At 48.8% G+C, this 24395-nt stretch carries 22 protein-coding genes; 6 read left to right on the top strand and 16 right to left on the bottom strand.

From position 1 onward, the window contains the following. Window positions 1–193: 193 nt before the first annotated feature. From H5715_RS13465 to H5715_RS13435, 7 genes are all read right to left on the bottom strand, one after another. Window positions 194–769: a hypothetical protein gene (locus H5715_RS13465; protein WP_139309877.1), complete on the bottom strand. Its 576-nt coding sequence runs from the start codon at window positions 767–769 to the stop codon at window positions 194–196. A gap of 26 nt (window positions 770–795) precedes the next feature. Beyond that, window positions 796–2766 carry an LruC domain-containing protein gene (locus tag H5715_RS13460; protein ID WP_075187210.1) on the bottom strand — a complete coding sequence of 657 codons (1971 nt, stop codon included), beginning with the start codon at window positions 2764–2766 and terminating at the stop codon, window positions 796–798. Between the two features lie 233 nt (window positions 2767–2999). Further along, window positions 3000–3962 carry a glycosyltransferase family 2 protein gene (locus H5715_RS13455; protein ID WP_075187211.1) on the bottom strand — a complete coding sequence of 321 codons (963 nt, stop codon included), beginning with the start codon at window positions 3960–3962 and terminating at the stop codon, window positions 3000–3002. A 1-nt stretch (window position 3963) separates the two neighbouring features. Beyond that, window positions 3964–5049, bottom strand: a complete 1086-nt coding sequence (locus H5715_RS13450) for a polysaccharide pyruvyl transferase family protein (protein ID WP_075187212.1) — start codon at window positions 5047–5049, stop codon at window positions 3964–3966. Further along, window positions 5046–6338 carry an O-antigen ligase family protein gene (locus H5715_RS13445; RefSeq protein ID WP_075187213.1) on the bottom strand — a complete coding sequence of 431 codons (1293 nt, stop codon included), beginning with the start codon at window positions 6336–6338 and terminating at the stop codon, window positions 5046–5048. The genes H5715_RS13450 and H5715_RS13445 overlap by 4 nt, the downstream gene beginning before the upstream one ends. Further along, window positions 6293–7684, bottom strand: a complete 1392-nt coding sequence (locus tag H5715_RS13440; RefSeq protein ID WP_075187214.1) for a GumC family protein — start codon at window positions 7682–7684, stop codon at window positions 6293–6295. Before H5715_RS13440 ends, H5715_RS13445 begins: the two co-directional genes overlap by 46 nt. Before the next feature lie 23 nt (window positions 7685–7707). Beyond that, complete coding sequence (locus tag H5715_RS13435; protein WP_139309878.1) at window positions 7708–8973, bottom strand: polysaccharide biosynthesis/export family protein; 1266 nt, start codon at window positions 8971–8973, stop codon at window positions 7708–7710. Window positions 8974–9236: 263 nt separating this feature from the next. Here H5715_RS13435 and H5715_RS13430 point away from each other — a divergent pair, with 263 nt between their 5' ends. Beyond that, on the top strand, window positions 9237–9647 hold the full coding sequence (locus H5715_RS13430; protein WP_075187216.1) for a hypothetical protein: 411 nt from the start codon (window positions 9237–9239) through the stop codon (window positions 9645–9647). Window positions 9648–9697: 50 nt separating this feature from the next. Here the strand turns inward: H5715_RS13430 and H5715_RS13425 are convergent, their stop codons facing one another. The 3 genes from H5715_RS13425 to H5715_RS13415 all read right to left on the bottom strand — a co-directional run bounded on the left by H5715_RS13425 (window position 9698) and on the right by H5715_RS13415 (window position 12709). Next, window positions 9698–10378, bottom strand: a complete 681-nt coding sequence (locus tag H5715_RS13425; RefSeq protein WP_075187217.1) for a sugar transferase — start codon at window positions 10376–10378, stop codon at window positions 9698–9700. Window positions 10379–10578: 200 nt separating this feature from the next. Continuing rightward, a complete protein-coding gene (locus H5715_RS13420) occupies window positions 10579–11799 on the bottom strand; it encodes a WecB/TagA/CpsF family glycosyltransferase (protein ID WP_075187218.1) in 1221 nt (406 codons plus the stop codon). Window positions 11800–11983: 184 nt separating this feature from the next. Then, complete coding sequence (locus tag H5715_RS13415) at window positions 11984–12709, bottom strand: glycosyltransferase family protein (RefSeq protein WP_075187219.1); 726 nt, start codon at window positions 12707–12709, stop codon at window positions 11984–11986. 95 nt (window positions 12710–12804) lie between these two features. Between H5715_RS13415 and H5715_RS13410 the strand changes: the two genes are divergently transcribed. From H5715_RS13410 to H5715_RS13400, 3 genes are all read left to right on the top strand, one after another. Then, on the top strand, window positions 12805–14274 hold the full coding sequence (locus H5715_RS13410; protein WP_075187220.1) for a sigma-54-dependent transcriptional regulator: 1470 nt from the start codon (window positions 12805–12807) through the stop codon (window positions 14272–14274). A 210-nt stretch (window positions 14275–14484) separates the two neighbouring features. Continuing rightward, a complete protein-coding gene (locus tag H5715_RS13405) occupies window positions 14485–15744 on the top strand; it encodes an oligosaccharide flippase family protein (RefSeq protein WP_075187222.1) in 1260 nt (419 codons plus the stop codon). After that, complete coding sequence (locus tag H5715_RS13400) at window positions 15741–16769, top strand: glycosyltransferase family 2 protein (RefSeq protein WP_075187223.1); 1029 nt, start codon at window positions 15741–15743, stop codon at window positions 16767–16769. Before H5715_RS13405 ends, H5715_RS13400 begins: the two co-directional genes overlap by 4 nt. On the opposite strand, the gene H5715_RS13395 is transcribed toward H5715_RS13400, so the two are convergent. From H5715_RS13395 to nosR, 3 genes are read right to left on the bottom strand one after another with little or no spacing between them, the layout of a single operon-like run. Further along, window positions 16766–17707 (bottom strand): sensor histidine kinase, encoded by a 942-nt coding sequence (locus tag H5715_RS13395; RefSeq protein WP_075187224.1) that lies wholly within the window; start codon window positions 17705–17707, stop codon window positions 16766–16768. The two genes, H5715_RS13400 and H5715_RS13395, sit on opposite strands and share 4 nt — an antisense overlap. Next, entirely contained in the window at window positions 17704–18246 is a 543-nt protein-coding gene (locus H5715_RS13390; RefSeq protein ID WP_075187225.1) for a heme NO-binding domain-containing protein, read from the bottom strand. Before H5715_RS13390 ends, H5715_RS13395 begins: the two co-directional genes overlap by 4 nt. Before the next feature lie 8 nt (window positions 18247–18254). After that, window positions 18255–19559, bottom strand: a complete 1305-nt coding sequence (gene nosR, locus H5715_RS13385; RefSeq protein WP_075187226.1) for a response regulator c-di-GMP phosphodiesterase, NosR family — start codon at window positions 19557–19559, stop codon at window positions 18255–18257. A 165-nt stretch (window positions 19560–19724) separates the two neighbouring features. On the opposite strand from nosR, the gene H5715_RS13380 reads away from it, so the two are divergent. Continuing rightward, window positions 19725–20303 (top strand): response regulator, encoded by a 579-nt coding sequence (locus H5715_RS13380; protein ID WP_083608181.1) that lies wholly within the window; start codon window positions 19725–19727, stop codon window positions 20301–20303. A gap of 210 nt (window positions 20304–20513) precedes the next feature. Then, window positions 20514–21212 (top strand): pseudouridine synthase, encoded by a 699-nt coding sequence (locus H5715_RS13375; RefSeq protein ID WP_075187296.1) that lies wholly within the window; start codon window positions 20514–20516, stop codon window positions 21210–21212. Between the two features lie 477 nt (window positions 21213–21689). On the opposite strand, the gene H5715_RS13370 is transcribed toward H5715_RS13375, so the two are convergent. From H5715_RS13370 to H5715_RS13360, 3 genes are all read right to left on the bottom strand, one after another. Further along, entirely contained in the window at window positions 21690–22259 is a 570-nt protein-coding gene (locus tag H5715_RS13370) for a hypothetical protein (RefSeq protein ID WP_075187227.1), read from the bottom strand. A 1-nt stretch (window position 22260) separates the two neighbouring features. Beyond that, window positions 22261–22728 carry a hypothetical protein gene (locus H5715_RS13365; protein WP_075187228.1) on the bottom strand — a complete coding sequence of 156 codons (468 nt, stop codon included), beginning with the start codon at window positions 22726–22728 and terminating at the stop codon, window positions 22261–22263. Between the two features lie 184 nt (window positions 22729–22912). Then, window positions 22913–24307, bottom strand: coding sequence for an AAA family ATPase (locus H5715_RS13360; RefSeq protein ID WP_083608182.1), 1395 nt, complete (start codon window positions 24305–24307; stop codon window positions 22913–22915). Window positions 24308–24395 lie beyond the last annotated feature (88 nt).

The following is a 24395-nucleotide window of genomic DNA, read 5'->3' as shown; positions in this document are numbered from 1 at the left end:
AGCCGCGAGGATAGAGGCTTAATTTAAGGGCTTTTTGCGATATAAAGTGTGGCGACGGTGGGTGAATTTTTTCGGTAAAGCTGTGTAATATCGTGTAGCAATTGTTTATTGAACTACCGGATTTGTTTTTAGTGTTGGAAAAAAAGCAGGCCAATTTATTGATTGGCCTGTGTCAATAAAACGTGTCGAGTGCCTAATGAAAAATATGTGAAATGGACATTTCCTGGCCTAGACCAATCGCCAATATCACTTTATTTTGTATTCCGATCACATTCACTTCGAGCAATATTTTTTGCACGCTGGCGGGGATCTGAAGAGTGTTAACAAAATATCCGTTGGCATCGGTACTGCCGATTGCGAGCAAAGCTCTCTCGCTGAGCCGGCTATCGTCCCAAGAGCTAATGGCTGCGTTGATGGATGTAATCTTCACGCGTTTATTGGCCATTGGAACACCCTCTGCGCTTATCGCTTGCACGTCCAAATGCAGGTTGATGTGCTGATCAAAATTGAAACTTTCTTCAATATACAGCTTGGTTGAGTCTGCGGCACCGGCGTCCAGTAAGGCCTCGTCTGGTGAATAGCTTACCGGGCTCGCCGTCGGTGCGGGGGGCGGTGTGGGATCGACAGCGTTGCTGGATAATGAGCTGGACGAGCTTACTGTTGTATTCGTTGCCGTTGCCGAGGTAGGGCTGGCTCCGCCTCCACCGCAGGCCGTTAGAGTGAGTAGCGCAGCGGCCATAAGTGGACAAAGTATTTTTTGAAAAGCCATGGTGGATACCTGCTGTATTAAAGCCATTAATTTACGGTGCATGTGGGTTGTGTGAGCGTGCCATCAGACAAGCCCTCGAAGCCGAAGGACACTGAGCCTGCCGGTGCGATACTGCTGTTCCAGTCCAGGTTGCTGGCGGTGACCGTGGTGCCATTGGTTACCAACGATGAACTCCAGCTATTAATGATCTCGGGAGCCTCTTCAAATTGCAGGGTTACCTGCCAGCCGTCGACATTCGTAGAGCTGGTATTGTTTACCGCAAGATCCAGTTGGTAGCCGTTATTCCACGGGTTGAAAAAAGTAATCTCGCAGGACAGTTGGTCGGCTTTGGAGACGGGAATTTCTGCTACCAGGGGTTTGAACGTGTTATCTGCTCTGCAGTAGAAGTGGGTATCGCGGTCTGAGCGGTGAAACCAGTCAACGGCGAGTCCACCCGAGCTTTCCACCCACTGCTCGTACTCGGGATATGCCCACACCACATCGATATATTCGCGTGGGTAGCACCAGTTGGTGTTCACTTTTAATGCCCAGGGTAGGTTGGTGCTGTTCTTAAAATAGCGGCCGGTTTCGGGGGAGGATGTGTCCTCGTAACGACCGAATTGGCTTGCGTCGAATAAATCGGTTGGTGGGTAGTTGGCGAAGTGAATTTCGCGGCCACGGTAGTCGGTTTTGAAAATAAAGAAGTCCAGTTCCGAGTGATTCAGGTTGGCCGGTGCGTAGGCAAAATGAATATCCAGGCGGAATGGAACCGGGTCGAAGGTGGCGCATTCTTTTTTGGTGTTGAAATGAGAGCAGCTGTCGGACTCACCGGTTTGGGTGTGCACGTGGCTGTCCTGCCAGAGCACCAGCACCGCTTCTGACTGCCATTGCTCCGGGCTGCGTTCGAATGATTGGCCATCGATGGTAACGCTGCCCTGGGCAATAATATCCGGGCTCATCCCCATAAGACGTAAGGCAAAACCATTGTGTTGCGCCGCGCCGCGGGCATCGATAAAGCCGTCGAGGATAAAGCCGCTAATACTGCCATCGGCGTTGTAGGTAGTTTGCAGGCGTTCGCGAACCACCAGGTCGTTCATATCGTAGTCGCCCATATGGGGCCAGTTATCTTCGTAGGCGAGGGTGACCCAATCGTTAGCGGAAGGGTAAAAGGCGCTGAAGGCGCGGCGGTAATCGTTGGGGAACTCGTCTTCCCAATCGGCCACACCGTCGGCATCGCTGTCATCGGCACTGGGCATGGTCGCGAGATTCGCTGTGTCGATAGCGGTCGGTGAGGCGGCTTTTACGGAAAAAACCGCATCGTTAAAATCGTTATCTCCCCAGGAGCGCGGTAAGTCTTCGAAGCCAATAACAACCTCGTCTACTACCTGGTCGTAGAGCAGCACGTTGTGCTGACGCAGCTTATCGGTTGGGTCTGGGTTCAGGTCTTGAAGGGAATAGTAAAACGGGGATTCCCAGGGTTTAACGCCGGTGTCGTACCAGAAAGCGTTGGCAGCCAGGAAAAATCCGATGGTGGTACCTGCACTGAAGTGTCCGAGGCTTAATCGGTGGCCCGTGGCCAGATGCGGAAACGAGAGGTTGGGAAACACAATCGTTTCACCGATCTGATCGACGGCAGTGGGTGGGCTTGCACTGTCGAAGGTGAAGAAGCCGAAGGCGTTTTGATAACCGGCACCTTCGTGCAGAAAGGTAATGAAAATCTCACTGTCTTCCTGCAGGGTAATATTTGCGCCGTTATCTCCGGTAAGAAACGCTTCGTTAACTGTTGATTCCGGCAGAGAATTGGCGATGCGGTCAAAAAAGCTGTCTGGGTATTGATCGCGGGCATAGATCAGTTTTTTGGGTTTTCCGGTGTTTTGGTTGTAACCACCAGGCCAGGGCATACCGGAGTGAAACTCCCAGATATATTGACCGTCTTGTAGATTTACGGCTTTTGCATTTTGTATTGTAAAAATACAACCGATGGCAAAAAGCAAAATTTTCATTTCCTTGGTGAACATAATGAAACCTTTTATGCGTGTATGAGGGAAGGCTTCTTAAGCTATTACCAGTTTCGTGCCAGACTAAAAAAATGGTTTTAAATTAAGGCGTTAGGATGGGCAAATGGTGTGGATGGCGATGGGGCTAGTGCGCGTTTTGAAAAATGATTCGCAAAATAAAAAATGTGGATGCCGGTTTTAACAAAATAAAAAAAGGCACTTTCGTGCCCGTTTTTCCCTGCGTTTTGTACTGGCTAGCAATGAGGTTGTAGTGAGGGGGGTAGCCATTGCGTCAGCTGCTTTACTCTCATGTGTAAAAGAAGACGCGAGCGCTTCAGCGGCAGCAGTGCGCAGCGGGAATCGTTGAGCAGTGTTCTTGCAGGTTCCAGCTCTCCGCTGCGAATTAAATCGGCGGCCAGGTAGAGTAAGTGGGTGGCGGTGTAGGTAAGTACCGGCGCGGATAACGGTTGAGGAATATCTCCCTGTTGAACCGCCCTGTGCAGGCGTTTACTAAAGGGACATTCCTCGGTGGTTGTCAGGCGTTTGCAGGCGCGGTTGTCTGAATCTAACACGTATGCAGCGAGTTGTTTCGGGCTGTAGGCAATATCGGTTTGCAAGGCAATTTTCGACCATACATCCTGATCTTCGCCCATGGCTTCGCCCACGGGGAAGCCGCCCACCTCCTGCAGTAGCGATTTTTCTGCACAAATAGATGACGAGAAAAAAGGCAGGTCGCCGCGAGCGCAAATAGAAAAGTAATGGTCGAGCAAGCAGGGGCCTTCCATCTGCTGCGCAAAGCGTATTTTAGGCTGGATGGTGTGCTCGCCCTCGACCTTTATATAATTAGTCGCCTGTGCTCGCGCATGGGGAAACATTTGGATTAACTTATAAAACTCTGCTGTTGCGCCCGGTAGCCAGTAGTCGTCGGCATCCATAAAGGCCACGTGAGTCCCTCTTGCTGCGGCGATGCCGGTATTTCTCGCGCGTGAAACACCGCCGTTTTTCTGGTTAATTAACCGTACCTGAGAATGCTGGGGCTGGTTTTCAATAGCGGCTTGAACGATTTTCTCGCCGCGATCGGTAGAGCCATCGTTGACAATAATAATTTCAAGTACCGGCTCGCTTTGGTTCAGTACTGATTCCAGTGTGTGCAGAATATGGTTGGCCTTGTTGTATAGCGGAATGACCAATGAAATGCTCGCTAGTGTCTTATTCATCTCAACATCTCCAGTTATTTAGCGCCAGATCGAAGGCGTCTTTGCGATTTAATACTGGCTTGGGAAAGCCTTTGTCGAGCCCCTGTATGACAGAAGCGGTTAAACGTTCGGGATCGATATGTGAAGAATTAAATTGCAAATTCTCTGCCATACCGATTTGTTTACACCAGCCGTAGCACTTGCTGTGATAGTTGAGCGAGATTACCGGTGTATCGACAATAAAAGCCAAAATAGCGGCGTGCAGGCGCATACCAATAACCAGTTCGAAGCGCGATAGTGTGTGCACGACGGTTAATGGATTGGGGTTGTAGTGAATATGCTCTGCCACAACCCCCGACGGTAATTGTTGCAGGAGTTCCTGGTGGACTTGTGTATCCCCCAATGTTGGGTGGCCGTTAAAGTCGAGCAGGGTAATACGCTTGCCGGTTTGTCGATGAATTTTCAGCAGTGAAGCTGCCAGTGCTTTTAGCCGGTTTTGTTCGGCCATCAGGTTTCCACTAAAACGCTCATTTGGGCACAGGCATACGGCAATACCTTCTCTCTGTGAGGCGGGCAGCGGATAAAAATTGTGTGCCAGCAACAGCGGCGCCAGATCGAAAGTCAGCTCTACGTTGGCAGCGGGGGCAATGCTGTTTGCGATATCCAGACTTTCCCGGTCGCGGACACCGACGAAGGCACATTCGTCTAGAAGTTTTGCGCAGGCATTTTCTGCTTCTTTGTTGCGAAAAGGGCCAATGCCAATGCCGAGTGCGAGTGCTTTCTTGCGGCCGCTCAGTTTGATCATATGCCGTTTAATTCCAATATCGTGAGCGTTATGCAGTACCGAACCGCCGCCAAAAATAACCCGGTTAGATGCGAGCGAAGCCCTGTATTGTCGCAGACGGTTTTCGCCGCGAAAGCTTTGCTCAGGTTTAAGGCTGGGGGGAAATTCACCGAGGCCTGGAATGCTTAAATCAACGGGCGAGTTGATAGCGAAACGTGAATTCCCCAGAAATTTTTTTGCACCCCAGGCCGTTGCCAGCAGCAGTGCATCGTCGCCGGAATTTTTCATGCCGTAGTAGCCACATAGAAACGCGCGCTGAGTCATAAGTTACCTCGTAATGTTGTTTTTTCCGGTGTGGCAGGTTTCAAACTAATACCAATCCAGAGCAGGGCAGGCCAGTAAACGTAGGCCAGTATTTCCAGGTTTTCGAAGAAGCTATAGCTGATCATAATCACGCAGATACCAAGTGCGGTGAGCGCAGTCTTGGATTTTTGCGCGGCAAAAAGCAGGTGTAGGGTGGTGAATGCAAGCGGCAGTGCGAGTGCGAACATGCCGACAATCCCCTTTACAAACAGCAGGCCGTACCAAGAGTGGTGTGTGCCTATGGGCATGTGTTCAACAATTTTAGGGCCGCGCTCGACCACACCATGGCCCCAGATAGGCGCTTCATTCTCCCAGCGCTGCAGAGCCAGACGAGCCAGTGTCCCGCGCACGCGCGTGGAGCCGGGTCGGCTTTCCTTTACCTGGGTGTAGGATTCCATTACCCATTGGTACACCGGCTCACCAAGCAGTATCAGCGCCGGTAAGGTAATCCCCAGGCCGATCCAGGCGAGTGGGTGCCTGAGTGAGCCGAGGGCGATCATGATGGGAACGATCGCCATAAAAATGGCCCAGCCGGCACGGGACTGACTCAGCAGACACATCGTTAGTGCACCCGTCACTCCCAGGGCGCGCCAGCGGGAGTCGGTTTCCTGTAAGCACAGCACCAGGTAGATACAGCTGAGCAGGCCGGCGGCTGGAGCCCATGGCCCGATAAACTGCCAGCGCGCCATACCGGTTTCGGGGTTCATACCAAACAGACGGATGATAAACACCTCTTCTGGCCCTCCAATGGCTTTAAGTGGCGAGACAAACAGGTCTCCGTGCAGCCCGCCGATGTAGGCCAGTACGCCTAACAGGCCGAAGGGGATGGCGCTGGCGGCAGCGATGCAAACGCCTCTTACCAGCACCTGCGGACGAATAGAGATCATACTGCCCAGCAGCGGGAACAGTGCCAGCAGAGCCCAGCCCTTGGCCCAACCAATGGACGATTTAATCGTCGATCCGGTGCCCAGTTGGCGGTCGATATGCGCGCTGATTAAAGCCACCAGCATCACCAGCATGGCCAGTATCCAAAGCCAAACCACAGGAGACACCAATAGCAGAGGGTTGATGGGGAATTTTTGCCGACCCAATAGATAAACCTTGAGCGCAAACACCGCGAGAATCGCCCAGCCTATTACCGAGCCAAGTACGTAGAGTCCGCCCAGCAGATAGACCGGGTAGCTCATTGCCAAGCCGTAGAACACTAACTGTTCTTCAGCAGTAAGCCGATTAAATATTGTCTGTGCCATGCGGTAAATAATCCAAAGATAACGAATATCATTGCCATGACACCTACGGCGACAGCAATGGCGGTATTGGGGCTTTTGGGTGAAGCGGGTTTAGAGGGAACCGAGAGCAATTGCACGGCTGGGTAAGAGGCAAAAATATCGGATTTACCGGCCTCCAGTTTTGCCGCTGCGGAGGTAAATACCGCTTCTGCCAGTTGGTGTTCACGCTCAAGTCGCTCAAGCTCCGCCGATTCGCGGGTAAACACTTTTAGCTGGTCTTTTAGTTTGGCTTCGATAATGTCCATTTCATTAATTTCGGCCTCTACGCCCTGGAGTCTGGCGTAATTGTCCATAAGCGAGGCAAACAGTTCTGCCCGATGGATGCTGGCTTGCAGATCCATTGAATGCAGAATATCGGCGGCCTGGGAGCCCACCAGTTTGGCACTACGCAATTTAAGCGATTGTTTTGCGCCTTCATAACGCAGATTCTGGCTAACCACTTTCGGGTGGTTGCCGCCCCACAGGGAAGAGTATTCCGCAACTTTCATGGCGCTGGCATCCAGCGCCTTCAAATAGCCGCGAAACTCCGGGTCACTCTGCAGACGGAAAGCCTGCCCGGCCAATGCGGGTGAAATACCTAGATCCAGGCCCAATTGCCGAACAAAGTCTTCGGTATTGCGGGCGCTGGATTGTGCGGTCATTTTCTTTTCGTTCACAAGCGTAATGGTGTTCATCAACTGGGCGACCTGTTGCTGAGACACGAGCAGGGAGCGCTGTTGAAACTCCACGATAGCGTTGCGGGTTTGGTTTAGACGGTTGCGGTACTGATCGAGAGCAGAGCGAATACTGTTATCGCGGCGAAACATTTCATCTTCACGCAGCTTGTCCAGCGCCTCCTGAAAAGCATCGTATAGCGCCCATCCGTATTCCTGAGCGCGCTCCGGCGAACCGCCATCCACGTGCAGGTAAATAATGGAGGTGCGCTCACGCAGCTCTACTCTCGGTGAGTTGAGGGCTTCGTAGCTTGTGCCTAAGCGATCTGCTGCGCTGTTGAGTACTTCGCGGCTTTTAAAGATCTCTTTGTAATTCACCAGAGGGTTAAACGCCATGCTGGAAAAGGGGGTGCGAGTAGACTGGCTGGCGGTACCCACGTTTTCGATATTAAAGCTGCTGGAGCTACCGGATCCCGGCAATACCACGCTGAGCGCACTGGCGAATACCGGTGGCCGCGATAGATAAAGCACCACCATGCCGGCGATGGCAACCATAGCCAGCAGCGTAACCCAAACGTAGCGGAAGCTGCGCATACGCCAAACCGCGCGGCGAAACTGGTCGCGGGAGGTAACGGGGACGGGGAGCGTATTCATAACGGTAAGCCTGTTCTATCCGTTTAGAAGAAGAGTTTCATTGGGCCGATGATATCGCCAAGACTGCGGGCGAAATCGCGCAGGTTGCTGATATCGGAGTCGTAGCAGGCCAGTGCGTCGTTGGGCATTAGGTAAGGATTTATATCCTCGCGATGGGGGGATCGCATAAGCTCTTCAATGGAACGTTCGATAATCTGGAATTCTTTGGTAACCGGATTTTTACTCGCCAGCACGACTTTGCGTGGCGCATTGGTTAGCTGTGTTCCACCAACGCAGTTACTGGAAACGGCGGCCTGCAGCAAGGTAGAGCCGTAAGGCAGGTTGCTGCTGTAACGGCCTGCGGCAGAGCCCGCGTTATCGAGCGCTGGCAAGGTGAGGTTGGACATAAACACGCGGAAGCCGCGAGGTGTTACCTGTGAGGGGCGCACCAGTGCCGACTGGAAACAACCGGTTGTGGGAACGATGACCTGATCACCGTCCACCAGCGATACATCCTGCACCGGCAGGCCTTTTACAACGCCAGATAGATCAAGCTCTATCTGCCAGCCCTGGCGTATCAGAATGACCTGATCCAGTTTTGCGTCGGGACGAACCCCGGAGGCGTTGCGCAAGGCTTCAATAATCGAACGCTTGGTTGCGTAATCACCAACAGCCGCTAGGCGTTCGGCTATCACACTTTCCTGTCGGTTCTCGTTAATAGTGACGCGGCCGGGCTGAAACACCGCACCGCTTACCGTTACGTTTACCGGTGCCCATTGTTTTACACGCACACTGGCGCGGGCTGCAGAGGGGCGAAATATTTCAGCCCTAACCAGCGCCATTTCGATTTTTAAGCTGAGCTGTTCAACCGTTAAGCCCGCGCCATTTATGGGGCTGAGCAGTGGCAGTTGTAGCGAGCCATCAGGGTTGAGTACGTACTCGCCGCTGAAGCCCTCACCGTTTTCGATTTGCAGGTTGAGCATATCACCGGGGCTCAGTGGCAGGTCGCGATTGAATATGCTGGTGGGTGGTGTGCCGTTGTGTTCGTTGTTACTGGGAATAAGCGCGTGATCTGCGCGGTAGTGTACGGTCTGGTTCAGGCTTTCCACTTTCTCGCAATTAAGCTTTGAGGCAAACACAAATTTATCTGGGTTCGCATGGCTGACATGATGGCCCTTGGCACCTGTTTGACCATAAAAGCCCTGCTCCGGGTCGGTTGGCGATTGCATCGCATGATGCTGGGTGCAGGCGCTCGCCAGCAGGCTGGCGGTTAGAATCATAAGAATTCTACAGGGGCGAAAGTTATTCATGGTGGTGCCTATTTATCGAGAACAGCAAAGTGTTTGCAGTAGCTGTGCCAGTTTTTAACTTGTTGAAAGGTAAGGGAAAAATATATCTTCCAGCCATATAGCAAGTCGTTTTTTTTAAAATGGGAATATTTTCAAAGGGAGAATTTCTCCAAATGCAAAAGATGGTAAGAATCTGAATAGCGATGTCACACCGTTCTTATAACCCGAGGGGATGAGCTAGGCTTACGAAGAGAATGCACTTATAAGTGAGGCAATGTTTTACGATGGTGACTAAAGCTTCGAGCACAGAAACCGATGCCTATACGCAGCATGTTATGGGCGCAATAGACCCCGAGGTGTTTAAAACGCTCAACCTTGTACAACTGCAGGGGATACGGGCAGCGATTTGTGCCAATGCGCCATTTCGCAAACACCCGGTGGATATACGAGGCACGCTGCCCCTGTATTTTTTAACATACTATTTTGTATTTTTAATGGGGAAGGATCGGCGCTCTGCAACTCGCGAACGCGAGCGCCTGCGCTTGCGGTACATGAAAGGACTCGGTGCGTTTGCCTTTGTGTATACGTTTATTGCGGCGGCAATACCGTTGTTGTTCTTGGTGTTGTACTTATTAAAATCCCTGTTGGGTATCGATATTTTTTCGGATCAGCATCTGTCTGATCTATTGTTTTAACGAAGCCGGTAGCGGCGGCGGCTCCGCCAAAACAACATTTGGCACCATTTCTAGTAGGCGCCTTTACCAGTAATTACGGCAGGTACGGTGAGGAAAATGATTCGTAAATCCATAAATGCACTTTTTTCTCGAATATAGCGAAGGTCCAGGCTGATTTGTTGTTCAAATGTGGTATCTGCACGGCCGGAAACCTGCCATAAACCCGTTAAGCCAGGCTTAACGCAGAGGCGTTGCTTTGCCCGGTAGTCGTAGCTGGATACTTCAGATGGCAACGCAGGTCTGGGGCCTACCAATAACATATCCCCTTTTACAATATTCCACAGTTGCGGTAATTCATCGATAGAAAGCTTACGCATAATCCGCCCAAAGCGCGTGATGCGCGGGTCGGAAAAAAACTTTTTACACACGCCATCGCGGTCACTTTTCACATTACTAAGATCCACATACTTTGGATCGTCCTGCAAATACATGGAGCGAAATTTATAAAGTGTAAAAGGCATGCCGTTCTCTCCCACGCGTGTTTGAAAAAAAACGGCAGGGCCACGGCTTTCCAGTTTGATTATGGCGTAGGTGAGCAACAGTAGTGGCGAGATTGCCAGCAAGGCAGCCATGGCAGTTAGCCTCTGTAACAAGGGAGCCAAACCGGGAGTGGATTGTGAATGATGCAGAAACGGTAAGGACGAGAGAAGAGAATAAATTCTGGACGCTGGGCTGTAGTGTATTTGATACATAATATGAACTCCGAATAACGCTTGGTCGATGGTATAGACAGGAGGAGTTGCAACTAGAATGCCAAAAAATATTGGTGTTTTATGCGGGAAAACGAGAGTTTTTAAGCGCATTTTTCAAGTGTTTTATGAAATTGCAAAAACGTTTTTTTCAAAATAAAAAAAACACCTGTAAACAGGTGCTGTTGGGGAATAACTATTTATTAATGAGCTAAAAGTCGGAAAATATAGAGTGGGTTGCCAAGTACATAGCGCCTGAATTTCGCTTTTGGTTCCATGGCTAAACGATACAGCCACTCCATGCCTATTTCGCGCATCCAGCGCGGAGCGCGACGAATATTACCGGAGTAAAAATCAAATAGGCCTCCTACCGCTAGTGCCGTATGCGTCTGCAGCCGCTGTTTATTGTTTTCCACCCACTGTTCCTGAACCGGCGAGCCCATGGCTACCAGGCAGATATCGGCCTTTGAGTGGTTAATCTTTTCAATAATGTCATCCGACGCGCTAGTATCGAAATAACCGTGGTGAGTTCCTGCAATAACGAGCCGCGGGTATTGCTGCTGTAATTTTCGTGAGGCTTCCTCGGCAACACCGGGTTTTGATCCCAGTAAAAACAAGGATTGCCCGGTGTGTTGAGCGTTTTCACAAATATGAGGTAAAAGATCGGTGCCGTTAATGTTTTCCTGTAATTGAAAACCCATGCGCTTTGCGCCGAGACGCACGCCTGAACCATCGGCCAACACCAAGTCTGCCTGGTTAAGTGTTTCGCGAAAACGCTTATGCGTAAAACCAATATTCACAGAGTTTACGTTAACAAAAAAAATGGACTGACAAGAATGTTGTGTTCGATGGAATATCTGCTTGACCACATCGTTTAATGTGACGTTGTCAATTCTTATTCCAAATAGATTGAAACATTTTAAGTTCTTGCCGTTTTTGTTTCCGTAAATAAGGCGGCATAACAAAGCTTTGGCCATGAGAGAAAGGTTAAATCCAGCGGTGTTGTTTTTTTCATGGTGACGAATAGATTCACCATGGTTCATTTCAATATAGCCAATGGTTTGGTGAACCTCGTAAACGCTGAATAGTCCTGGCTTTAGCTGCGTTAGCGTAGCAATGGAATCATTCAGGCATACCCTTCGGATACTAACGCCGCAAAGCGCCAGGTCTCCCGAGAGAATATTTAACAGCATTAAGCTATTTTTGAATCCGCCAAAAGACCATTGGTAAAAATACAGGGGGCGACCAACGGCATCCTGAATAACCGTTTCTTTCGCTATGGCTTTGTTTTTTAGCAGTGCAATTGAGGCGTTGACAAAAAATATGGGGGTGAGAATAAAAAGTGTTACTAACGCAGTAAAAATATCTAAAACGTCCGCAGACGTAAGGGGCTTAGTCTTTCGTTGTTTGGCAAAAACATTCATAGCAACTACCTCAATTTTCGTTTATCTATAAATGAGGTATTGCAGCCGCTGTGCCAGTTTGGATTGATTTTTAAGTTATTGATTTTCCAGTAGAAATAGAGGATCCGTTACCAGGTTTTTTAAACGGCGATGCATTTTGCAAAAGAGGAATTTCCATTTTATGAAAACGAAAAAGTGAATTCGCCTATTTAAATAACGGGAACTCGCGCTGCAACTGAACGGAGAGGCTTTTTATTGAGATGGAAGCGTGGCGTGCGCCTCCGAGAATGTGTTGAACGCGCTTAGCCAAAGCCAGGCAATAATGCAGGCCGCGAAATTTTAGGTAATCTACTCTGCGGGGCTTATAAAGCTGTCTCATTGGCCCGGCACTGTAATGCCGTATATAGTCCGTAAGGCGTGGATCGCTGTTGTTATTCCAGCGCTGGTCGAGAATAGCGACTGATGGATTGTTTTTGGCATAATGAATAATGGTGCCATTTTCTCCCCAGCCGACATCGTCCTCGGGCGGCAGAGCGCTGCGACAGTTGTTGATAACGGTGTCGATAAAGTCTCTGCTGGCACGCGTATTTTGAAAAATAAGCACGCCAGAATTGATCCGACCACTGTGTCCTTTGGCGACATAGATACTTTTGTTTTCCTGCGCTAGCGATTCTATCGCTGGGCATACGTCCTTTATTTCCGCGTCGGCATCGACAAACATCACCCAGTCGTAATTTCCTGCGAGGGCTTTTTGCAGCAGGTAAATTTTAAGCCAGGCAATATCCAGCCCGACGGTGGTGAGTCGCGGTCGGTCTACTACACTGTAGGAATAACAGTGCTTTTCGGCATAAGCGCGCTGGGACTCGATAATACGCCGGTACTGCCAGTGATAACCTCGGGCGGCGAGTGTAAAAATCAGTACTTTAGCCATACGAATTTTCCTTTCGCTCATTCAGCGTTATATAAATTGAAGTAAGAAAACAGCCAGCAGCTTTGGTGCCAATGTGATTCGGGAGCTCAATTTAAATGTTTGATCGTTCATCTGTACCGGCGAGAATCTTGTTTGTAGACGATGAGCCAGCGATTTTAAAAAGTCTTAGCCGCACCACTCGTCCGCTAAATACGGAGTGTGTATTTGTAGACGCTGGCAGTAAAGCGCTTGAGTTGCTGGAGGAAACGCCGTTCGACGTGATTGTTTCCGATATGCGTATGCCGAATATGGATGGCGCAACACTGCTGGCCAAGGTTGCAGAGCTTTATCCCGAAACCATGCGCCTGGTGCTTTCCGGTTATTCTGACGATGCGCTGATCATGGCCGCCATCAACGAGGGCCGAATCTGGGGTTATATCCATAAACCATGGGAAGACACCCATCTGCTGGTGACCCTGCAGCAGGCCATTGCCGCCCAGCAAATTATGGTCGAGCGTGCGCTGCTCAGGCACACCGTGGCGCGCTTTACGCGCGAGCACCAGGCTGGCTTTTGTCAGTTCATTGGCAGCTCAACGGCCATGCAAACGGTATACAACCAAATAGAGCGCGCGGCGCCCAGCAACGCCTCGGTTTTTGTCACCGGCCCCAGCGGTACCGGTAAAGAACTGGCTGCCCAGGCGCTACATCAGCTTAGCCCTCGTGGTAACGGGCCTTTTATTGCGCTCAACTGCGCTGCGATTCCCGGTGAATTAATGGAGTCGGAAATTTTTGGGCATGTAAAAGGAGCCTTTTCGGGCGCGATATCCAATCGCGATGGTGCAGCCACCCAGGCAAATGGCGGCACGCTTTTTTTGGATGAGCTGGGAGAAATGGACATTTCCTTGCAGGCGAAGTTACTGCGCTTTATACAAACAGGCAGTTTTCAAAAAGTCGGTGGCTCGCGCCCGGAAGTCGTTGATATTCGTTTTGTGTGCGCGACAAATCGTTTGCCTCAAGAGGCCATTGCTGAAGGGTTGCTACGCGAGGATTTGTACTATCGCCTGAACGTGGTCTCAATTGCCATGCCGCCCTTGGCTAAACGCGAAAGTGATCCGCTATTATTGGCGCGGCATTTTCTGGCGAAGTTTGCCGAGCAGGAACATAAAGAGCTGGCCGATTTCAGCCGCGATGCTGCGCTCTTAATCAACCAGTATCAATGGCCGGGCAATGTGCGTCAGCTGGAGAACTGCGTGCACTCCGCCGTAGTCATGAGCCCCGGCCCCATGATCACCAGTGAAGATCTCGCGTCAGCACTACAGTTGCCGGAAGGCGAGCGCGAAAACTTAATTAAACCCGTTGCCGCAGTTCCCTCCTCCATCGCGCCGGTAGCTCTAGTCTCCAGTGGCGGTGCCGAACCGGTATCGGGCGGTGGTGATCTTCGTTCGTTGGCAGACGTGGAGCGGGACTACATTGAATATGCGATTACCCACTGCCAGGGCAACGTCGTGCGCGCGGCCAGTGCGTTGCAGGTAAGCCCTTCTACGCTCTACCGGAAAATCCAGAATTGGGAGACGCAGGCGGGCTAAACCCGCCCGGTCGCCATACCCAGACACAGCGTTTTACTGCGCAGTTGTGCTTCCTAAAATGCGAAACTATTCGCAGCTTGCTAAATAACGTAGCCGAAATTTTCGTGGCGGTTTCTCTGTTGTTATCTAATGCTCTGATTCGTAAAGAATTTTTGTAGCTGGCAGGGTGTTTGCTCTGTGTAGATGAAAATACATCAACCGAGATCCACAATGCCTCCAGCCCTGCAACATCTTATTGCCGATAAACTTTTCCGTAATACCAGCTGGATGCTTATTACCGAGGCGGTGGCAAAAGTGAGTCGCTTGATCACGGTTATCGCCATGGCGGCCTGCCTAAGCCCGGAAATATTTGGTATTGCCTGCCTGGCACTTGCCTGCCACGAATTGATTAGAATTTTCAGCCGCGCGGGTGCGGGGGCAGTAGTGATTCAATGTGGTCACGCAGAGCTTAGTGAAACCGCTGGCAATGCCTCGCTATTGCAGTGGTGCGTGTGCGTTGCGCTAACGTTGTTACAGTTTTTGGCCGCCGAAAGTATTGCCGATTTCTACCAGCAGCAGGAATTAAAGCCGCTGTTGCAAATTATGGCGATCACCTACCTGTGTTACCCCATTGTTGCTGTGAAAGTATTTATGCTGCAGCGTGAAAATCGCTTCCGTTATTTTTCGTTAGCGAATGCCGTAACCGTAAGCGTTGATAACCTGAGCATTGCCGTATTTCTTTTACTTGATCAGGGTGTGTTTTCCGTTGCCTATGCAAAAATTATTACCGCTGTGTGCTGGGTTGTTATCTTTGGCGTGGCCTCGGTTAAAACCTATGCCCCCGCATTTAAAGCTTCGTTGTTTTTCCCCTTGGCGAAAACCTCCAGCCATATATTTGCCGCAGAGGGCTTGCGTGTTTTGCGCGCGCAACTGGATGTACTTATTGCCGCGCGGCTATTGGACCCTTTAGCCTTCGGCTATTACAGCTTTGCAAAAAATGCCGGGGTCGGTTTAAGCCAGTCGATAATTACGGCCTATATCTCGGGGCTGTACCCCTACGTCTGTGAGCAGTTGCGACGAGGAATGGGGCCGCAGGTGTTGCGTAAATCGCTGACCTTTGCCGCAGCGATATCACTCGTTTTTGTGGCTCAATCGCTGCTTGCCCCGGTGTATATCGCACTGCTATTCCCGCAGAAGTGGGAGTCTTCTGCGGCTTTGGTTTCGATTCTGTGTATCACCGGCGTGTCAGCCATATTTACCGATACCTTCTCGGTTTTTCTGCGCGCGCGCAGGGAAACGTTACGCGAAGTGTTCCTTATCGCGTTTACCGTGGTGTCTGCAGCACTGGCGATTATCCTGGTTCAGCCCTCCACGTCTTTGGCGCTTGCCTGGGTGACGCTGCTGGCAAGTTTTAGTTGCCTATTGCCACTACTGCTACAGCTAAAAATATTCCACAGCAATAAAATGATTAATCAAAAGGTGTTCTCATGAGTAACGATTGCAAACCCATTTTTTCGGTAGTTATGCCGCTCTATAATGTTGAAAAATATGTTGCAACAGCGATTGATTCAGTGCTGTCTCAAACCTATACACAGTTCGAACTTTTGTGCGTGGACGATGGTTGCACCGATAGCACCCTGGATATTGTCAATAGCTACCAGGATACGCGTATTAAAGTTGTTCACCAGCAGAATATGGGGCTTGCCGCAGCTCGAAACACCGGTATTAATCACGCTGGTGGTGTCTACATCGCCCTATTGGATTCAGACGATGCCTGGGCGCCCAATAAATTGCATCGCCACCTTCGCCACTTTCGTGATAACCCGCGCTTGGGTATTAGTTACAGTGCCTCTCGTTTTATTGATGAAGAGGGTAACGATATGGGCATAGGGCAGTATCCCAAACTGAAGGACATTTCCGCAGCAGATATTTTTTGCCGCAACCCCATTGGTAACGGTTCTGCCGCCGTTATCCGCCATAGTGTATTAACTCAAATTTCTGAAATACGCGAGCATGATGGACACTATAGGACAGTCTATTTTGATGAGGCCTTTCGGCAGTCGGAAGATGTTGAATTCTGGCTGCGTACCGCCCTAAAAACCGCTTGGCAGTTTGGCGGCATTGGCGAGGCGCTGACACTTTACCGCGTTAACTCTGGTGGCCTATCTGCGAATCTCGATAAGCAGTTTGAAGCCTGGAATAAATCCGTGCTTAAAAATCAGCATCTAAACCCGGCATTTTTCAAACAGTGGTATAGCCTTGCCGAGGCCTACCAAAAGCGATATTTAGCACGACGGGCCATTCAGTCGCGCAACAGCATTAAAGCCTTGAGCCTGAGTTTTTCGGCATTGCTATCAAATTGGCGCATCGTTAAATTTGAACCGGCTCGCACGCTGGTAACCCTGGGCTGTTCGTTTCTTACCTTGCTGCCAAAGGCCTGGTATAGCGCAATGGAAACGGCGGCGATGACTGTTTCGGAGGCTATAAACGAATTAAAGCTGCGTAAGGTAAGTTAGGGTGCTTCGGCATCGTTCGGGGTGTGGGGTAACAGAATGGTAAACGTCGAGCCCTGCTGTAGCACGCTGCTGGCTCTGAGCCTTCCTCCCAATTTTTCGATAATGCCATGGGATATCGACAAGCCAAGCCCGGTGCCCTGGCCGGCGGGTTTGGTGGAAAAAAACGGGTCGAAAATACGCAGCAGGTCTGCGGGGGCAATGCCCTTGCCGGTATCGGCAATATCGATTCGAATACCTTCGTCCGACTGGCCTGTGGTGATGGTGATCGTGCCTTTTTCTTCAATAGCGTGGGTTGCATTTACCAGAAGGTTTAGCACCACCTGGGAAAACCCACCGGAATAACCTAGAACGTCTGGGGTGTCGCCATAGTGTTCTACAATTTCCGCTTTGTATTTTATTTCATTTAATACCAGCTTCAGTGTATTTCTTATACATTCATTGACGGAGAAAAATTGTTTTTCGTCTTGATCCGGGCGAGAAAAATCCTTAAGGCTGCGCACAATGCCCGCGATTTTTTCCATGCCGGAAATGGAGTCAATAAGAATATCATCGAAATCATCCATTAAAAAATCGATATCGTATTGCGATTTTGACTGTGCGAATTGCTTTTCTGAATGCTGGTTAGCACAAAGGTGTTCGATATCGGCGATAAAGCCGGTAAGAGATTCCCGGTATTTTTTTAAAGCGGAGAGATTACTTTTAACATAGGCCGAGGGATTATTGATTTCGTGGGCAACGCCGGCCGAAAGCTGGCCAATAGAAGCGAGCTTTTCCTGGTGCAGCAACTGGGCTTTCTGATGTTTCAACCGATTGTAAGCGGAGGTAAGTGTCGAGTTGGCTTCGTAAAGCTCGCGGGATTTATCCTCTAGCAGTTTGTCTGCCAATTCACGCGCTTTTTTTTGGCGTTGGTACGCAGCCTTGTAATCGATATTTGTCATACCAGTTTAATATCAATAATACAGGTGTTAGCGCCCTTATGGACGCATTGCTGTTGATTAATATCGACATTGACGCCGTAATGTTCCGCAGCTCCACTCACCAGACCTTCCGCCAGAAAGCAGAGTTTTCTCGGTGAAGAGTAGTGCATTTGTATATGGCTATCGTTGAGTTGATCACAGCGAATACTGGGCAGTGCCGCATCCTGATAAAGCTTTCTCACTTCTTTGTGAATCACGCCTTCAATACTGGAGAGAAAATTGAAATATTGCGTGTGCAGGCTGGTGAATATGGGGAATTTTGAGTTGAGCTGGCTAAACAGGTAGTGGCCAAATTTTCGCGTAACCAAGTGGGGGTCGGCACCCAGATATTCCGCAATGGCCACCACCAAATCGACAACTTCTTCATCTCTGTAACTGGATGCGGATGCGTAAATGCCCTCTGATTCGGGTTTTACTTTGTCGAGTATGCTCTCCCATGCATTAATTCCATACTCGGTTTCAATCATATCGTTGAGGGCGATAAATACAGCGCCTTTCATATAAGCTCCTAGCTAAACGGTCTACAGACGTGAATATCCAAATGATCACCAGTACTGTTTTCGTAAACCCAAAGTTTATCGATATGGGCTGAGCTTAGCGTGGTTCCCGACTTAAGAAGTAGCACATCGTTGGGGGTATAAATGTTCGCCGCCAAGACCATCCCGGGTATCAGCTGTTGCTGGTCTTTGGTGAGTATAGTTGAGTCCCGGCGTAAGGTGTTTTCATCGACGATAAAGAAGAAAGCCCCGACGACACCTTTGTCGAAGTTGGTGCCGACTAAGTTTTCGATATAGCGTCGGGCAGCTTTGTGTCCGGCAACGCCTTTCGTGCGTCGGCCTTCGCAAAGCAGCACGTATTCTGTTACCACACACATAATTCTGGCGCCCAGCGGTATCGCTTCGGCGCTTAAGCCGCGAGGGTAGCCGCTACCATCCAGATGTTCTTTATGCTTACCGATAATCTCCGCCACCCCAGCCAGGGAATTTAAACCGCTGAGCACCGCTTCACTAAGTTTGATCTGGGCTTGGTAACGTTTCAGTTCGTTGTCATCCATATCTGAAATAACACGGTAAGACCAATAATCTGCGGTGGCCAGGCTACCTATATTATGGAGCTGGCTAGCCAGCAGTAAATTGTCGAGATCCCTTTCCGGTAGTGTTAGCTGGCTCGCAACCTTGGCGGCGCTATCCGTAATAAATTGCGCATTGCCATCACCCTTGCCGCTGAGTTCAACCAGGTTCGACACGGCGTGTAATAGCTGGCGAGCTCGTGATTGCGCGCGTTCGTGCTCCGTTTGCAGGAGCGATAGCGCCTGCTGTACTTCTATATCCTTTTCCTTCACCCGGCAGTCTAGGCTGAGCGCCAAGCGTCCAAGCTTGCGATTCTGTGTGCTGGTAAGTTTTTCCAGGCGGCGACGCTCTTTCTGCGAGGCTTGGAATTCAATAGCGCTCTGGATAACGCTAGTGAGCACCTGATCATCCCACGGCTTTGAGATGTAATTAAAAATCTTCGCTTCGTTGACGACCTTTTCCAGGGCATGGATATCCGAGTACCCGGTAATCAATATCCGTTCCGTGTTGGGCCGTTCGCGCCGCACTTGCGAGAGAAATTCCGCACCATCCATACCCGGCATACGCATATCGGAGACAACCACATCTACAGCATGTCTCTTAATGATCTCGAGCCCCTGCTCGGCCGAGCTGGCGCAATGAACCTGCCACTGTTCGTCGCGGGCGAGGCGCTTCATGGCTCTCAAAATCGGAATTTCGTCATCTACAAACAGAATACAGGGCGGCAAATGAGTGATTTGCATCACGGTTTCCTCAGTTGTCGTTTATGTTGGCGTATTTCTGGTTAAATAATAAGCACTGTAAGTGTAATATCATTTATAACATGAATATCATGAACCTCAGAAAGATTCGTTTGTTATGGGTGATTGGCTAAAATTTCACCTTGGTTATAAAAAGTAGGTGGCTAAATGACCGGTTCTAATAAAGAGATGTACAGCTCTGGCGAGGTTGCCCGCCTGTGTGGCGTATCGCTGCGTACCGTGCTGAATTGGATTGCTAAAGGCTGGCTCGAGGCACACCAGCTGCCCGGCGCGCGAGGGGACAACCGCATTATGCGGGGTGACCTTATTGCCTTTATGAACGCACACAAAATGCCCCTGCCGGACATCTTTCAGCCGACGCTACGCTCAGCGCTTGTGGTAGACGATGAAATACCGATGGCCAATGCCATAAAGCGTATTTTACGCGGCAAGGGCTTTGAGGTTTCGGTCGCCAACGATGGCTTTAGCGCGGGTCTGTTTTATGCGAGCCAGAAGCCCGCACTAATGACGCTGGATTTACAGATGCCAACGATGGACGGCTTTCAGGTGTTGGAAAAAGTCGCCGCCGAAAAGTGCGGAAAAATCGTTGTTATATCGGGGTTAGATAAACAAGCCCTGTCAAAAACCCTGTCGATGGGGGCCGATGCAGTACTGCAGAAACCGTTTGAAAATGAGCAACTAGAGGCGTTGCTCGAGACGTGGTTTACAGAACCGTCGCCCGGCTAGGCTGAGTGCAACGGTACGATTATGAAAGGCGAGAGTGTTAATCGTTGGTCGCTGCCAGCGCAACCTTAAAAAAGGGCTGACGCCGCGCTTACGTTTTGCAACAAGCGGCTAGTGGAATTCAAATTTATCGCTTGGCCCCAAACGCCGGTAACAGTAACGAAGGCGCGAATATTTGTTAAAATCTTAATCTCACAAACGCGACGCGGTAATATGAAATCCACGCACTCACGGCTCGACCGCCTGATTAGTCAGCACACCCAAACACCCCTCGGTGACGTGCGGCTGCTACTGGCAAAAAAACAGATCACGGTGGATGGAAGTATCGCTCACGATAGAAAAATGATCGTGAACCAGTTTTCACACATAACGCTTAGCGGCGAAGTTCTGCAAGACAAAAAGCCACGCTATATTATGCTCAACAAGCCGAAAGCGGTGGTTTGTGCAACCACAGACAAGCAACACAAAACCGTTATCGATCTACTCAATACCCCCAATAAAAACGAACTCCATATCGCAGGCCGACTAGATTTTAACTCAACAGGAATCGTACTCCTCACCAACGACGGCACCTGGTCGCGTGCCTTGTTTTCGCCAGAAAATCATATCACCAAGCACTATCAGGTAACGCTCAGCAAGCCGATTACAGACGGCATGGTAAAGGCTTTTTCCCAAGGCATTTACTTTGCCTACGAAAAACTCACGACCCGCCCCGCCAAACTCACCCCAACCAATACGCACACAGCCATCGTCGAACTCGTTGAAGGCCGTTACCATCAAATAAAAAGAATGTTCGGCCACTTTCAAAGTGAAGTATTAACCCTTCATCGTTTTAGAGTAGGCAATATTATGTTGCGTGAACTAGATGAAGCGGGATATAGAGATTTAACGAAAGAGGAACTAGAGCAATAGAAAAGAGGCCCTGCGCGAAAAATATAAATACTTGGGGTTCCCCTTCCACGGAACGGCGACAATTTGGCAGAAGGGCTCACTGGCGAAATTCAAAGACACCGTACGAAAGCAAGCAGCACGTTCTCTCAATTACTTTGGTATCGCCAAAGCGCTTCAAAAGTGTATTGACCTTGACGCATGGAATCGAACAGAGTTGCGTATGAACTATTGAAAACACCGGCGCAAAGTGCGCCCAAAATCTTGCGATTTCCTGTGGGATATCAAGTAAGAGTTATTGGTATAGCTCAAGGACATAAGGAGTGAATATGGCAATATTGAAAGAGCTTCTTGAGAGCCAAGGTTTGATCGCACAAAAAAAATGGTAGGTGGACATGCTTGGTACCATAACGGTCATATTGATAGCCTTGTTAACTTTGCAGGTGATCAAACATACTAAATAACATGAATTTTCTGACATTGTACGTAGTAGCACTTTAGTTATTTTACAGAATGCAGAGAATCTAGATGGCTAATCATCCACTTTTTAAACGGCAACCATTCGGCCCAGACATAAGAAGACTGCTCATTAAGCTTTGTAACCCCAGGAGTTGTCGCTACATCTTTCGAAAGAGAAATATAGCTTGAAGGGACTCGAATACTTTCTTTAATGCCCTGCGCGAAGGAAATATATGTTTTTTCGAACGCTGCAAATCCTGCTTGAGCAACAAATAGTTCGCCAGATTCTGAAGAGTTCAGGAATACCAAATATTCTTGATTTACAAGTAAAGGTTTACGGCTCAAAAATTTTATAGTTTTATCAGCATAGCCTGCTTTAATAGGGTCAACGATAGTTGCCTCATGATTTAGGTAATTCTTTTTTTCTCCTGAATAGATAACTTCATACTGATCAACCGATAAGCTAGCTTGTTTAACGTTAATAATTGTTACGACTGATGAATCGCTCAGTAGTTCTTCAATAGATATAGGTGCTATTTTAGTGGCGAAAGCATTAAATGCTATAAATAATCCAATGACGGCTAAATAGTATTTTTTAGGGAAATATTTCATTTTAATATATCACCTTCCCATAAGTAGATTTTTCGAATTCGGCGCCCATTTCAATCACCTCAGGAATAGGAGGTATATTGTTATGATTACCCCAATGACAAAGCTCGTGTAAAATGGTTGCGCCAGCAACATACACAGCATTACCCGCTTTATTCTTATCGATAGTGTTAGCTGAGTTTTTCTCGAAGTCCTTTATAACACCGATATGGATTTCAATGTTTCCTGGATTAGAATGCCTAAAACAACCATAGGCTTTCGGGACGCCACATTGTCCTGAATGCAAATCAGTTATCACGATTTCAGGTGACGTTCCCCACGTTATCGTATTCTTGAACTCCACAAAGCTGAGATTGCCGTATTTAGCTGCGTTTTTAACGACAACTGAATTTTTAATTAATTTTGGAAATTGAAACCTTATATACTGCGTGAATTTAGGGTATTTGGTTTGATCGATCAGGCTTATCTTCATTGAATCTCGCTCCTTTGTTTGCACACATTTAACATAATATAACGCAGACTGATATCAGGGGGAAAGTTAACGCCTCAAACACCGGCGCAGCTTCGCTGCGTAGCGGAAAATTATTCCGAGTGCTTGCGTCTGTTAGGCCTTGTAGACGATGCGCAATTAAAATTTTCTAGTCTTAATGAGTTCGTCAAAATGTATTAATCCAAGAGGATAATGCATCAACATCGTGTTCTATCTGTTGAAGATCTGGGGATGGGGCAGGTAATTCATCCGATTGAGAATGCGCAAAAACTGAGTATCGAGTCATCAGATCATCAATAAGGTCACAATCGCTCTGCTCTATCTTAGTTAACTTTGACAGCCGACCCTTCGTTTGAACGTCTCGTCTAAACCTGACAAGAACTTCATTCAATAGCACGCTTTCGACGCATTTCTCCAGCAAAATCCTAAACTCGCTACAGGTTTGCCATGCCTCTCTCTCAAAAGTATCTGCATCACCATTATCAACATGCTTTCTTAACTGGGGAAGGAATTCGTTTTTTATGCGCGCAACAGCTTTTATTGGTTTCGAATCACGAAGGCTTAATTTAGCTGTAATTCCCGAGTGTTTTCCGAGCTTTCGTAACGTTTCCACAGCTACAGAAATCGGGGATGAAAGTCCATTTTCACGAGCTTGGTCGTTTAATTTCCTAGTCACTGACTCAACCTGAGACAAAAGGGATAGCCTATGTGTAAAAATAATAACCTGACGATCCATCGCTAAAGCAACAAGTCGAGCTACAACTTTTTCTTCAAAGTCTTGGTCAAGAGAAGATATTGGATCATCAAATATGAATGGAGATTTTTGGCCAGATCCTGTGATATCAGCTAGGAAAGCCGCTAGAGCTACAACTCTGACTTCTCCTTCGCTCAAGATTTTCTCTGCTGGGACAGCTGATTTGCTACCTTGCAGTGTCAGCCCAAATGTTATTCTCCCTTTTCCTTGTTGTTTACTCTCTGGCTTAACCGGGAGTCTAATGCCCCCTAGCACACTTAGCTCTTTGGCAAAGCGTTCTTGATAGCCCGCATCAAGTTCAACTTTTGCCAATTCATTGCTTTTTGTTGTCAGGGCATTAGTGCTTGTAAGTCTAATTGCAGAATCGAAAGTAGAAATAGAGTTGAGTCTTTTTCTCTCCTCTAGAATCGCGGCTTTATTTTGATTTAGCCACTGAGTGGATTGCAGCTCTTTAAGTCGTGTTTCTAGCTTCAGCCGTTGCCCATCCTGTTGTAATTCTTTTAGGGTCTTTTCCTCTACATCAAAAGTATTTGATATATGTTGACATGCTTTATCGAGAGGGCTCCACTCAAATATAGGGACTGCCGCAAGACTATCAGCAGTATCAACAGCCTTTCGCCGTAGCGTTAGCGCTGTCATATATTGCTTTGCTACTTCCTCTGGCACTTTCAATTGATTCATTTGTATCAACCAATCATGCTCCAATGGTAGGCTAAGCATTCTCTTCGTTAGCTCATCTCTCAGGTTCTCGGCTGTTTTGGCATCTGCTTCAAGCCTCCCTTGAACATATACCTGAAAGTGATCCATGCGCTCTTTTCCATCAATTGTGAATTCTTGCTGACATAGAACACAGCGAGATCCATCACCAGTAGATGGAAAATTGACATTTGGATAT

This window comes from Teredinibacter haidensis (assembly GCF_014211975.1).
GTDB lineage: Bacteria > Pseudomonadota > Gammaproteobacteria > Pseudomonadales > Cellvibrionaceae > Teredinibacter > Teredinibacter haidensis.
Note: the sequence above shows the minus strand (reverse complement) of the source record. Positions and strands in the feature narration are given on the sequence as shown.